Source organism: Corynebacterium stercoris (assembly GCF_024160105.1).
Classification (GTDB): Bacteria; Actinomycetota; Actinomycetes; order Mycobacteriales; family Mycobacteriaceae; genus Corynebacterium; species Corynebacterium stercoris.
Map to the genome: position 1 here is coordinate 130,413 of NZ_JAMFTQ010000002.1, position 12,387 is coordinate 142,799.

Genomic DNA, 12,387 nt, shown 5'->3' on the forward strand with positions numbered 1-12,387 from the left:
CATGCAGATTTTCCCGGAGCTTCCAGCGCTTATCGACGCCGCCTCCGCACGCCTCATCGACACCGTCACAGCCATCCAGAACGACCCGCGCGGCGGCGCCAACGCCGACGGCACCGCACGCCTAGTGCTCACTGGCGGTACCGCCGGCATCGCGCTATTGCGCCGGATTGCAGAGCTCGAGGCCGAAGAATGCCGCATCGACTGGGCCCGCGTCCACGTCTTCTTCGGCGACGAGCGCAATGTTCCCGTCGACCACCCCGATTCCAACGAGGGCCAAGCCCGCGAGGCGCTGCTCGATCACGTCGCGATTCCCGCAGCCAACATCCACGGCTACGGCCTCGACGGCGGCGACATGGGCGGCGCGGTGGCCGCCTACGCGGAGACGCTCGCCCAGTACGCGCCGCAGGGTTTCGACATTCACCTGCTCGGCATGGGCGGCGAGGGCCACATCAACTCGCTGTTCCCCCACACCGACGCAGTGCGCGAAACCGATGCGCTGGTGCTGGCGGTGACTGATTCCCCGAAGCCACCGTCGGAACGCGCAACGCTCACCCTGCCCGCGGTGCGCATGGCGGACCGCGTGTGGCTCCTCGTGTCCGGAGCGGAGAAGGCAGAAGCTGCCGCAGCGTTCGCCCGCGGTGCGGACCCCGAGGAGTGGCCGGTCGCCGGTGCGACGGGCAGGATCGAGACCGAACTCTTCGTCACAGAGGACGCGGCACCGTAAGCATCCCACAAGAAACGCCCCCTACCAGCCGGTAAGGGGCGTTACGCGTCTCAACACTAGGACGGCACGGCGAAGGTCTGCGTTAGGTTCAGGCCAATGATGCAGGCGATCCAGATCAGGCAGAGGATCACAGTCACGCGGTCGAGGTTCTTCTCCACCGTCGTCGAACCGGAGAGGTTTGCCTGCACGCCACCACCGAAGAGGGTGGACAGGCCGCCGCCCTTGCCTTTGTGCAGCAGAACGAACACCACCATCAGAATCGAGGTGATGACCAGCACGATCTCCAGGGCAAGCGTCATGCGCTAAACCCTACACCACAAACCCCCGCGCCCGAGAACCGGACACGGGGGGCATGGTGCTTGCCGACGGCGCTTACTGCACCGCATTCGCCGCAGCAGCGGCGAGCTTGGCGAAGTCCTGGCCGTCCAGGGACGCGCCGCCGACGAGGCCGCCGTCAACGTCCGGCTGGCCGACGATCTCAGCCACGGTGTCCGCCTTCACGGAACCGCCGTAAAGGATGCGGATCGCGTCTGCGGTCGCGTCGTCGGAAAGCTCGCGCACCAGCTCGCGGATGGCGTGGCACACTTCCTGCGCGTCCTCGGCGGAAGCGACCTTGCCGGTGCCGATAGCCCACACCGGCTCGTAGGCGATAACGGTCTTCGACAGGTCCAGACCCTCGAGAGACGCGCGGGTCTGGTTCACGACGTAGTCGACGTGAGTGCCCTCCTCGCGGATCTCCAGTGGCTCGCCCACGCACACGATCGGGTGCATGCCGTGCTCGATGGCTTTCTTCGCCTTCGCGGCGACGAGCTCATCGGACTCACCGTGGTACTCGCGGCGCTCGGAGTGGCCGACGACAACCCAGGTGCAGCCGAGCTTCTCCAGCATGGTTGCGGAGATCTCGCCGGTGTAGGCGCCGTTGTCGTGCGCCGAGACATCCTGCGCGCCGTAGGTGATCTGCAGCTTGTCGCCCTCAACGAGGGTCTGGATCGAGCGCAGGTCAGTGAACGGGACGGTCAGGGCAACGTCGACGAACTCGTAGCCGTCCTTCGGGAACGCGAACGCCAGCTTCTGCGCCGACGAGATCGCCTCTAGGTGGTCGTGGTTCATCTTCCAGTTGCCGGCGATAAGCGGTTTGCGTGCCATAGTTTCCTTCAGCTCCTTGAATGTGTTCGTTCTCGGGTTACTTGGACAGCACTGCCACGCCCGGCAGGTCCTTGCCCTCGATGAGCTCGAGGGAAGCGCCGCCGCCGGTGGAGATGTGGGAGAAGCCGTCCTCGTCCAGACCGAGGGTGCGGACGGAAGCAGCGGAATCGCCGCCGCCGACGACGGTGAAGGAGTCGTTGTTCTTAGTGGCTGCGATCATGGCCTCGGCAACTGCCTTGGTGCCGTCGGCGAAGTTCGGGAACTCAAACACGCCCATCGGGCCGTTCCAGAACACGGTCTTGGAATCCTCGATGGCAGCCGCGTAGTTCTTTGCGGTCTCCGGGCCGATGTCCAGGCCCATCCAGCCCTCCGGGATCTCGTCGAGGCCGACGATCTTCTTCTCCGCGTCCTTGTCGAACTCCGGGGCGGCAGCGACGTCGACCGGGAGCAGCAGCTTGTCGCCGTAGGTGTCCATGAGCTCCTTGCAGGTCTCGATCATGTCTTCCTGCAGGAGCGACTTCTGCACGTTGTGGCCCTGCGCTGCGAGGAAGGTGTAGCACATGCCGCCGCCGATGATCACCTTGTCGGCCTTCTCCGCCAGTGCCTTGATCACGCCGAGCTTGTCGGAGACCTTGGAACCGCCGAGCACGACGACGTACGGGTGCTCCGGAGCGTCCTTCACCTTGCTCAGGGTCTCAACTTCCTTGTCCACCAGGAAACCTGCGTACGCGGGCAGCTCCTTCGCCACGTCGTAGACCGAGGTCTGCGCGCGGTGGACAACGCCGAAGCCGTCGGAGACGAACGCGCCGTTGTCGGCGGCGAGGGCAGCGAGCTCCTTCGCGAACTCGGTGCGCTCAGCCTCGTCCTTCGAGGTCTCGCGGGGATCGAAACGGACGTTCTCCACCAGCATGATCTCGCCCTCGGTCAGGCCGTTCGCGCGCTCGTGCGCGTCCTCGCCCGACACATCTCCTGCGAGGGCGACGTACTGGCCGAGGCGCTCGGACAGCGCCTCGGCAACCGGAGCGAGGGAGTACTTCGAGTTGACCTCGCCCTTCGGGCGGCCGAGGTGGGCCATGACGATGACCTTGGCGCCGCCGTCGAGAAGCGCCTTGAGCGTCGGCAGGGAGGCGTCGATGCGGCCGGCGTCGGTGATGTTGCCCTCGTCGTCGAGGGGCACGTTGAAGTCGGAGCGGACGAGGACGTGGCGGCCGTCAACGCCTTCGTCGAGAAGCTGCTGCAGAGTCTGGGTAGCCATCAGGTGTTCTCCTAGGAATTTGGGGGGAATGGGTGATACTGCGAAGGGCCCGGGGCGTGCTTCGCGCACGCACCGGGCCCCCCTGGATTTACGGCAATTGCGGGTTAGAGCTGGTCCGCAACGTGCTTGGTCATGCGCACGTACTGGGAGGTGTAGGACCACTCGTTGTCGTACCAGGAGATGATCTTCACCAGGTTGCCGTCGATGACGCGGGTCATGCCGGCATCGAAGATGGCGCCGTGGGTGTTGCCGATGATGTCGGAGGACACGATCGGGTCCTCGGTGTACTCCAGCGCCTGGCCGAAGAGCTCATCCTGCACAGCGTTCTTGATGGCCTCGTTGACCTCGTCCACGGTGACGTCCTTGTTCAGGGTCACGGTGAGGTCGGTGGCGGAGCCGGTAATAGTCGGCACACGCATTGCGAAGCCGTCGAGCTTGCCCTCGAGGTTCGGCAGCACCAGGGAGACAGCTTTTGCGGCGCCCGTGGTAGTCGGCACGATGTTCTGCGCAGCAGCGCGAGCGCGGCGCAGGTCCTTGTGCGGAGCGTCCTGGATGCGCTGGTCGCCGGTGTAAGCGTGGATGGTGGTCATGAGGCCGGACTTGATGCCGAAGGTCTCATCCAGCACCTTAGCGACCGGTGCAAGGGAGTTGGTGGTGCAGGAAGCGGCGGAGATGATGGTCTGCTCGCCGGTGTAATCGGTGTGGTTCACACCCCAGACGTAGGTGCCGTCGACGTTCTTGCCCGGTGCGGAGATGATGACCTTCTTCGCGCCAGCGTCGATGTGGGCCTTGGCGTCCTCGCCGTTGGTGAAGCGGCCGGTGCAATCGAGAACGATGTCCACGTTTGCGTCGCCCCAGCCCAGGTTGGCCGGATCCTTCTCAGCGGTGACCTCGATGCGGCGGCCGTCAACGGTGATGGACTCCTCGTCGAAGGAAACCTCCTTGCCGAACTGGCCGTAAGCGGTGTCGTACTTCAGGAGGTGAGCCAAGGTCTTGTTGTCGGTCAGGTCGTTGATCTTCACGACCTCGAGCTCGCCCTCGTACTTGTCGGCGATGATGCGGAATGCCGAGCGGCCGATGCGGCCAAAACCGTTGATGCCAATGCGGGTAGTCACAGGTAATACTCCTCGTTACAGTGGAATTCTTTTGACTAGCCGAGCCTGCGTGGCCCGATGGCACCAAGTGTACTTAGGTACTCTCAGACGTGCAGGAGTGATTTTCGTCGATGAACGCCTGCGTGTCTGGTATCCCCAACTCCACTGCCCGCTTGTCGGCAAGCGACAGCAACCTGCGGATCCGCCCGGCGACGGCATCCTTCGTCATTTGCGGTTCGGCAAGTCGGCCCAGCTCCTCCAGCGACGCGTGCCGGTGCTCGACGCGCAAGAAACCGGCCTCGGCGAGGTGCTCGGGCACGTCGTCGCCGAGAATCTCCAGCGCCCGCTCCACACGCCGCGCCGCCGTCGCTGCCGCCTGTGCGGAGCGCCGCGTGTTGGCGTCGTCGAACGTCGCCAGGCGTTGCCCCGTACGCGCCCCGAGCTGCTTCGTCTTGCGTTTTTCGTCCCATTCCAAGCGCGCCCGCTGCGCACCCATGCGGCTGAGCAGGATGCCGATGGTTTCGCCGTCGCGGATCGAGATGCGCTCCACGCCACGCGTTTCGCGGGTTTTGGCGGCGACACCGAGGCGGCGCGCCAGCCCGACAAGCGCGAGTGCCGCTTCCTGTCCCGGGCAAGCCACCTCGAGCGCGGCAGTGCGGCCGGGTTCGGTCAGCGAGCCGCGAGCGAGAAAGGCACCGGCCCACGCCGCCTCCACCGCCGCGATCGAGCCAGAAATAACCTGACGCGGCATGCCCACAATCGCGTGCCCGGACGGGGTAACAAGCTTGAGCTTGCGGATCACGTCCTCCGCACCGTCATCGACGGTGAGCCGGTAGCGCGCCTCCTTGCTGGCGCTGCCCGGCTCCACGGTCTCGATCGTGCTGGCGACTCCGCAGCAATCGTCGAGAAGCATGGCAAGGCGCTGCGCGACCCGCAACTCGGCGAAGTCGCAGATCAGGGCAACGCTTCGCGACGACGGCTCAATCACGCCGCCGAAGCGGATCAACGCTGCTGCCTCGGCGGCGCGAGCCTCGGCGCTGGTGCGGCGCACCCCGAGCAGTTCGTCCTTCACCTTCGCCGTCAGCGCCACCGAGAAATCCTTTCGTCAGGCAATAGCCGGTTTGTAGTCTAACGTGCGTCCATCAGCTCGAGGAGCGCGGCTGCGAGCTTCGCCGGATCGTGCCTGTTGAAGCCGTCGCCCTCCGTGTGGGACTCGCGCACGTCCCGGAACACGATCTCCGCCCCGATGCCGGACGCGGCGCGCCGCAAGTGAGTGCGCTCCCCCTCTGTCGGGCTCACGAAGTTGTCCGCGAGGAAGTAATCCACCCGCAAGTCGGGCGCATGCTGCCCGAACACGTGGATGTGGCGCTCGGTGGTGAAACCGTGTGTCTCGCCCGCCTCCGGCGAGAGGTTCAAGATGACGGTGACCGTCGCCTCAGTGCGGTTCAGCGCGTCGACGATGTCGGGCACCAGCAAGTGCGGGATTACTGAGGAGAACCAGGAGCCAGGGCCGATGGTGACAACATCGGCGTCCAGAATCGCGTCGACGGCCTCCTGCGTCGCGCGTGGGCTCTCCGGCAGCAGCCGCACGCGGCGCACCGCACCAGGTGTCGTCGCCACCGCGACCTGGCCGCGCACGGATCGCAGCACGCGCGGGTCGTCGTCGAGCCCGGCAACGTCGGCCTCGATCTGCAGCGGCTCGGCGCACATCGGCACCACGCGCCCGACCGAGCCCGTCCAGCGCGCGACAGTATCCAGCGCCACCTGCATGTCGCCCTGCTGATCAGTGAGTCCCGCCAGGATCAGGTTGCCCACCGCGTGCCCGGCCATCGCGCCGTTGCCGCCGAAGCGGTGCTGCAGCATGCTCCGCCACAGATGTCCCTCTTCCGTGTCCGCGGTGAGCGCCGCCAGCGCCATGCGCAGATCCCCCGGGGGAATGATGTCCAGTTCCCGCCTCAGCCGGCCGGAGGACCCGCCGTCGTCCGCGACGGTGACCACGGCGTTAATCCAGGCAGCGTCAGCCGCCCGGGCGGACAGCAACGTCTGGTACAAGCCGTGGCCGCCGCCGAGGCACGTAAACGTCGGGGAGCCGGTCGAAGTGGGGGTCAACGGTGAAAGCCTTTCTGGGTGCGGGTGGTACGCCTCGCACGCGTGCCGACGTTTGCCGGGGTGCGAGGCCGCGCGGGTTGCGGCGGGCGGGGGAAGAGTTAGTGGCGCTCGAGGTCGCGGTGCATGACGTTGACGTCGACCGTGCCGAGCTGGCGCAGCCTGCGCCCGAGCTCCTCGGAAACTGCGACGGAGCGGTGGTGCCCGCCGGTGCAGCCGATGCCGACGGTGATGAAGTCCTTGCCCTCGTGGCGGTATCCGGCGAGCGTGGAAGACAGCAGCTGCATGAGGTTGTCGACGAATTCGGTTGCGCCCGGCTGGGAGAGCACGTAGTCCGACACCGGCTTATCCACGCCGCGGAATTCGCGCAGCTCCTCCACCCAGTAAGGGTTAGGCAGGAAGCGCACGTCCAGGATCAGGTCCGCGTCCCGCGGGGAGCCGTGCTTGAACCCGAAGGATTCGACGGTGATGTGCTGGCGGCCGATCGCCAGCTCGCCGACGGAGGCTTCCACCGCCCGGCGCAGATCATGCACCGAAAGGTTGGAGGTATCGATGATGACATCGGCGGTAGCGCGTACGGCGGCGATCTCCTCGCGCTCGCGCGTGATGCCGTCTTGCAGCGTGTCCCCGCCCTGCAGCGGGTGGGTGCGGCGCACCGAATCGAAGCGGCGGATGAGCACCTCATCACGCGCTTCCAGGAAGAGCACGAACGGCGAGTACCCGCGGGCGCGGATCTGCTCGATGGTCTCCATGAGCGAGCCGAACATCCGCGCGCGTACATCCGTGACCACGGCGAGGTGCTCCACCGGGGAATCCTCGGCGGCGACCATGTCCACGAGGTCCAAGATGAGCCGCGGCGGGAGGTTCTGGGACACGAAGTAGCCCTTGTCCTCGAACACCTTCGCAGCAGTGGACAAACCGCCGCCGGAGAGGCCGGTGATGATCACGGGGCGCAGTTCCTGCGGCGTTGTGTGCTCCTCGTTGCGCATAGGGCACATCCTAACTGTCCTCGGCGTGCAAATGGTCGAAGATTGTCTGCGCAAGCTTCGGCCCGACTCCCTTGACCTCCTGGATCTCCTCCAGCGACGCTTCCTTGATCTTCTTCACGCTGCCGAAGTGCTTGACCAAGTCCGTGCGCCGCGCCGGCCCGAGGCCCGGCACCGCGTCGAGGGCGGATGCACGCATGCGCTTGGAGCGCTGCTGGCGGTGGTACGTGATGGCGAAGCGGTGCGCCTCGTCGCGGATCTGCTGCAACAGGTACATGCCCTCGGAGTTGCGGGGCAGGATCACCGGCTCGTCGTCGTCCGGCACCCAGATTTCCTCGAGGCGCTTCGCGAGGCCGATGAGCTGCACATCCACGATACCCAGCTCGTCGAACACGGCCTGCGCCGCGTTCACCTGGGGCTTGCCGCCGTCGACGATAAAGAGCTGCGGCGGGTAGGCGAAGCGTTTCGACGACGCACCGCCGGTCGTCTCCACGCCGTCCTCCTCCCTTTCGTCGGCAAACGTCTGCTCCTCTGCCGCCTCATCGGGGTTGGCGAGCTTGTCCTCGTTGTACCGCTTGAAGCGGCGGCGGGTGACCTCGGCGATGGAGCCGACGTCGTCGGAACGCCCGTTACCGGCCGCCTCCTTGATGCGGTAGCGGCGGTAGTCGTTCTTCTTCGGCAAGCCATCCTCGAACACCACGAGGGACGCGACCACGTCGGTGCCTTGAATGTGGGAAATATCCGTGCACTCGATGCGCAGCGGCGCCTCATCCATGTACAGCGCGTCCTGGATGTCCTGCAGCGCCTGGGAGCGGGCAGTGAGGTCGCCGACCCGCTTGAGCTTGTGCTGGTGCAGCGCCTCGGCGGCGTTCTTGTGCACCGTCTCCATGAGCGCGCGCTTGTCGCCGCGCTGCGGCACGCGGATGTCCACCTGGGCGCCGCGCATCTGCTGAAGCAGCTCGGTGACCTCCTCCAGCTCTTCCGGCAGCGTCTCCACCAAGATTTCGCGCGGCACCGGCATCGGCGGCTTCACCTGCGCGCGCGATTCCTGGTCAACGCCGCGGCGGCGCACCTTCTGCGCGCGCAGCTTCGCGTCTTCTTCCTCTTCCTGGCGCACGCGTTCCACTGCGTCGGAGTAGTACTGCACCAGGAAGTTCTGCATGAGCACCGGAAGTGCCGGGTCTTCAACCCCTTCGTCGAGACGCTCCATGCTCCCCGGCTCGTCGCCGGTTTTCTCCACGACCCAGCCGCGCTGGGAACGGATGCGGCCGTCGCGCACGGTGAAGATCTGCACCGCGGCCTCGAGCTCGTCGGTGGCGAATGCGATAACATCCGCGTCGGTGTCGGTGCTGAGCACCACCGTCTGGCGCTCCATGACCTTGTTCACGGCGCCGAGATCGTCGCGCAGCCGGGCGGCCTTCTCAAACTCGAGGTTTTCCGCAGCCTCCTGCATCTGCTGCGTGATGCCGCGCACCAGCGGCTCAGAGCGGCCGGACATGAACCCCATGAACCCTGTGACAATCTCGTCGTACTCCGCTTCCGTCACCCTGCCGACGCACGGCGCCGAGCATTTGTCGATGTAGCCGAGCAGGCACGGCCGGCCCAGCGCCTCGTGGCGGTTGAACACGCCGTTTGAGCAGGTACGGATGGGGAAGACGCGCGTGAGCAGGTCAAGCGTTTCGCGCACCGCCCAGGCGTGGGAGAAGGGGCCGAAGTAGCGCACGCCCTTGCGTTTGGGGCCGCGGTAGAAGAACGCGCGCGGGTAACGCTCCTTCACGCTCACCGCGAGCATCGGGTACGTCTTGTCGTCGCGGTACATGACGTTGAACCACGGGTCGAACCGCTTGATCCATGTGTATTCCAGCTGGAGTGCCTCGACCTCGCTGGACACCACCGTCCACTCCACGCTGGCGGCGGTGAACACCATCTGGCGCGTCCGCGGGTGCAGCGTCTTGGGCGGCTGGAAGTAGTTGTTCAGGCGGGCGCGCAGGTTCTTCGCTTTGCCCACGTAGACGACGCGGCCGTTTGCATCGCGGAATTTATAGACGCCCGGCTCCGTGGGGATAGTCCCCGGCGCCGGGCGGTAATCCTTCGGGTTTGCCACGTGTGTGTTTAATCCTCCGGCATGTACTTGGCTTCGAGGACGCGGAAATCATCCACTGCCTTCAGCGCCCGTTCCTTATCCCCGGCGTGGATGGCCCATAGCGGCACATACTCGAAATCGGGGAGCTCGAGACGCGCCATGCGCGACCCCTTCGGGAAAGTCAGTCCGTAGATCACAGTCCACGGGTAGAACCTGGTGCCGATGATGTTGATCACCTGCACGCCGTCCTCGTTCGCGCGCACGCGCGGGCGGGTCAGGCAGATCCAGGACACCACGGAAATGATCAGACCGACGCCGACAAAGGCGAACTTGTCCACCCCGGTAATGGCGACACCAGTGAACTCGACATCCACCACGGCGGCCATGAAGATGTGCACGGCCATCACCACGATGATCCAGATGACGGCGGCGCGGCGCAGGTACGGGGAGCGCGCCTCGAATTCCCACGGCTTCGTCGACGTCGCGGCGTGCGGGTCGAGGGCGGTGAGGTACGCGAGTTCCTGGTCGCTGACTCGGCGGTCCTGGTGCTGCTTCTCGCTCACGGTCCTGCGCTTCCCTTAGGCGTTGTGGTCAAACTTCCGGTTGATACTAGTCCTTGATCGGCAATGCGCGTACTTTGCGCAGCTCCAAGGCGGCGCTGACCGCGGCGCGAACTGCCTCAGCGCCTTTGTCTTCTTTGGCGTCTTCGCCACCGGCGCGCTCGTACGCCTGGTCCTCATCCTCGACGGTCAGCACGCCGTTGCCGATCGGGGTGCCCTCGTCGAGCGCGATGCGGGTGAGTCCCTCCGTGACGGACTGGCAGACGTAGGTGAAGTGGGCGGTTTCGCCGCGGATGACGCAGCCCAGCGCCACCACCGCGTCGTACCGGCGGGCGCACGCCTGCACCACCACGGGCAGCTCCAGGGAACCGTCCACCTGGTAAGAATCCACCTTCACACCGAGCTCGTTCGCCGTCGCCAGCGCGCGCTCCTGCAGCTGGTCTACCACCATATCGTTCCAGCGGGTGGACACGACGGCGAGGGTCAAGCCCTCCGCACGTATCTGGTACTCCTCGGGGGCTCCGGTGGTAGACATTGCGTGCAAGCTCCTTGTGATGTGGGGCGGTATAAGAGGTGAAAGCTACGAAAGTTCCGGGTGCTCGGCGAGGTATTCGCCCACGCGCTCCAAGTCGTGGCCCATCCGGTCGCGCTTGGTGCGCAGGTACACGATGTTGTCGTGCGACGGAACGATTTCGATCCTAGTGCGTCCCAGCACCTCCGGTCCGAAGCCGTCCAGAGCGTCCACCTTCTCCGGGTTGTTGGAAAGCACGGTAAAGGACGCGAGTCCCAGATCCGCCAGGATCTGCCCGGCGACGGAATACTCGCGGGCGTCGATAGGCAAGCCCTGCTCCAAGTTCGCGTCGACGGTGTCCATGCCGGCGTCCTGCAGGCGGTAGGCCTCGAGCTTGGCCAGCAGCCCGATGCCGCGGCCTTCGTGCCCGCGCACGTAGACGACGACGCCGCGGCCGGCCTCCTGCACGCGCCGCATCGATTCGTGCAGTTGCGGGCCGCAATCGCAGCGGCGGGAGGCAAACACGTCTCCGGTGAGGCACTCCGAGTGCACGCGAACCAGCACGTCCTCGCCGCCGGCGACATCGCCAACAACCAGGGCAATGTGCTCGGAGCCGTCCAGTGCGTTGCGGTAACCGTAGGCGGTGAATTCCCCGAACTCCGTCGGCAAGCGAGTTTCAGTGACGCGCTCCACCGCGCGCTCCACGCGCCGAATGTGCGCGATGAGCTGCTCAATCGAGATCATGCGCAAGCCGTGCTCGTCGGCGAAGCGGCGCAGCTCGTCGAAGCGCGCCATATCGGTCGGGTCGTCCTCGGACACGATTTCGCAGAGCGCGCCGACGGGCGCCAGACCGGCGAGGCGAGCCAGATCCACCGCCGCTTCGGTGTGCCCGTCGCGGGCCAACACACCGCCGTCCCTGGCGCGCAGCGGCACGACGTGGCCGGGGCGGGTGAAATCTTCCGGCGTGGACGCGGGGTCTGCCAGACGCAGCATTGTTTCCGCTCGCGAGCGCGCAGAGATGCCGGTGGTGCCGGTGGCGGCGTCCACGGTGACTGCGTACGCGGTGCCGCGCGCATCCTGGTTCTGGGCGGTCATCGGCGGCAGGTCGAGCGCAGTCGCGCGCTCATCTGCCATGGACACACAGATGTAGCCGGAGGTGTAGCGCACCATGAACGCCACCAGCTCGGGCGTCGCCAGTTCGGCTGCGAAGATGAGGTCGCCCTCGTTTTCCCGGCCTTCGTCGTCCACCACCACAACCGCTTCGCCGCGGGCGATAGCTGCGATGGCGTCCTCCACAGAGTCCAGGCGGGCGTTCTCACTCATGGGGGTTTACTCTAGCCCCCACCATTTTTTCGACGTACTTGGCCACAATGTCCACCTCGAGGTTCACCGTCTCCCCGACTGCGAGCTCGCCGTGTGTGGTCTCGCGCAGCGTGGTGGGGATGAGTGACACCTCGAACCAGTCCTCCCCGACCGCCGAGACGGTCAAGGATGTGCCGTTGATTGCGATGGAGCCTTTCTCCACCACGTACCGCGCCAGCGCCGGGGGCAAGCTGAAGCGGAACACCTCCCAGTGCTCCGACGCGGTACGGGAGATGAGCTCCGCGCGCCCGTCCACGTGCCCCTGCACGATGTGCCCGCCGAGCCGCGCCCCGGCGGCAAGTGCCCGCTCCAGGTTCACCCGCGTGCCCGCCCCGTAGCTGCCCACCCGCGAGCGGTTCAGCGTCTCGCGCATCACGTCTGCGGTGAACACCCCTTCGGCCGCCTCGACCACGGTGAGGCACACGCCGTCGACGGCGATGGAGTCCCCGGGCTTGGCGTCCGAGGTCACCAGCGGGGCGCGCACCGCGATCCGCACGGCGTCCCCCAGGGACTCGAGCTTTTCGACGCTTCCAACTTCCTCGACAAGCCCCGTAAACACC

13 protein-coding genes are annotated in these 12,387 nt (G+C 66.1%); 1 reads left to right on the forward strand and 12 read right to left on the reverse strand.

The window, feature by feature from the left end; translation table 11 throughout:
• The first annotated feature begins 1 nt into the window (after position 1).
• Entirely contained in the window at positions 2–724 is a 723-nt protein-coding gene (pgl, locus tag M5J20_RS02755; protein WP_253576105.1) for a 6-phosphogluconolactonase, read from the forward strand.
• Between the two features lie 56 nt (positions 725–780).
• On the opposite strand, the gene secG is transcribed toward pgl, so the two are convergent.
• The 12 genes from secG to M5J20_RS02815 form a co-directional block, all read right to left on the reverse strand.
• Entirely contained in the window at positions 781–1,023 is a 243-nt protein-coding gene (gene secG, locus M5J20_RS02760) for a preprotein translocase subunit SecG (RefSeq protein WP_253576107.1), read from the reverse strand.
• Positions 1,024–1,096: 73 nt separating this feature from the next.
• The gene (tpiA, locus tag M5J20_RS02765) at positions 1,097–1,870 is read right to left on the reverse strand and encodes a triose-phosphate isomerase (RefSeq protein WP_253576109.1); all 774 of its coding nucleotides are present in this window, start codon (positions 1,868–1,870) and stop codon (positions 1,097–1,099) included.
• Positions 1,871–1,907: 37 nt separating this feature from the next.
• Positions 1,908–3,125 (reverse strand): phosphoglycerate kinase, encoded by a 1,218-nt coding sequence (locus M5J20_RS02770; RefSeq protein ID WP_253576111.1) that lies wholly within the window; start codon positions 3,123–3,125, stop codon positions 1,908–1,910.
• 104 nt (positions 3,126–3,229) lie between these two features.
• Positions 3,230–4,240 carry a type I glyceraldehyde-3-phosphate dehydrogenase gene (gene gap / locus M5J20_RS02775; RefSeq protein ID WP_253576113.1) on the reverse strand — a complete coding sequence of 337 codons (1,011 nt, stop codon included), beginning with the start codon at positions 4,238–4,240 and terminating at the stop codon, positions 3,230–3,232.
• A gap of 73 nt (positions 4,241–4,313) precedes the next feature.
• Complete coding sequence (gene whiA / locus M5J20_RS02780) at positions 4,314–5,309, reverse strand: DNA-binding protein WhiA (protein ID WP_253576115.1); 996 nt, start codon at positions 5,307–5,309, stop codon at positions 4,314–4,316.
• A gap of 38 nt (positions 5,310–5,347) precedes the next feature.
• Positions 5,348–6,328 (reverse strand): gluconeogenesis factor YvcK family protein, encoded by a 981-nt coding sequence (locus M5J20_RS02785; RefSeq protein WP_253576117.1) that lies wholly within the window; start codon positions 6,326–6,328, stop codon positions 5,348–5,350.
• Positions 6,329–6,426: 98 nt separating this feature from the next.
• The gene (gene rapZ / locus M5J20_RS02790; protein WP_437177611.1) at positions 6,427–7,323 is read right to left on the reverse strand and encodes an RNase adapter RapZ; all 897 of its coding nucleotides are present in this window, start codon (positions 7,321–7,323) and stop codon (positions 6,427–6,429) included.
• A gap of 1 nt (position 7,324) precedes the next feature.
• On the reverse strand, positions 7,325–9,415 hold the full coding sequence (uvrC, locus tag M5J20_RS02795) for an excinuclease ABC subunit UvrC (RefSeq protein ID WP_253576121.1): 2,091 nt from the start codon (positions 9,413–9,415) through the stop codon (positions 7,325–7,327).
• An 8-nt stretch (positions 9,416–9,423) separates the two neighbouring features.
• The gene (locus tag M5J20_RS02800; protein ID WP_253576122.1) at positions 9,424–9,957 is read right to left on the reverse strand and encodes a PH domain-containing protein; all 534 of its coding nucleotides are present in this window, start codon (positions 9,955–9,957) and stop codon (positions 9,424–9,426) included.
• 46 nt (positions 9,958–10,003) lie between these two features.
• Positions 10,004–10,489: a 6,7-dimethyl-8-ribityllumazine synthase gene (ribH, locus tag M5J20_RS02805; RefSeq protein WP_253576123.1), complete on the reverse strand. Its 486-nt coding sequence runs from the start codon at positions 10,487–10,489 to the stop codon at positions 10,004–10,006.
• 45 nt (positions 10,490–10,534) lie between these two features.
• Entirely contained in the window at positions 10,535–11,788 is a 1,254-nt protein-coding gene (locus M5J20_RS02810) for a bifunctional 3,4-dihydroxy-2-butanone-4-phosphate synthase/GTP cyclohydrolase II (RefSeq protein WP_253576124.1), read from the reverse strand.
• The gene (locus tag M5J20_RS02815; protein ID WP_253576125.1) at positions 11,781–12,386 is read right to left on the reverse strand and encodes a riboflavin synthase; all 606 of its coding nucleotides are present in this window, start codon (positions 12,384–12,386) and stop codon (positions 11,781–11,783) included. The genes M5J20_RS02810 and M5J20_RS02815 overlap by 8 nt, the downstream gene beginning before the upstream one ends.
• Position 12,387 lies beyond the last annotated feature (1 nt).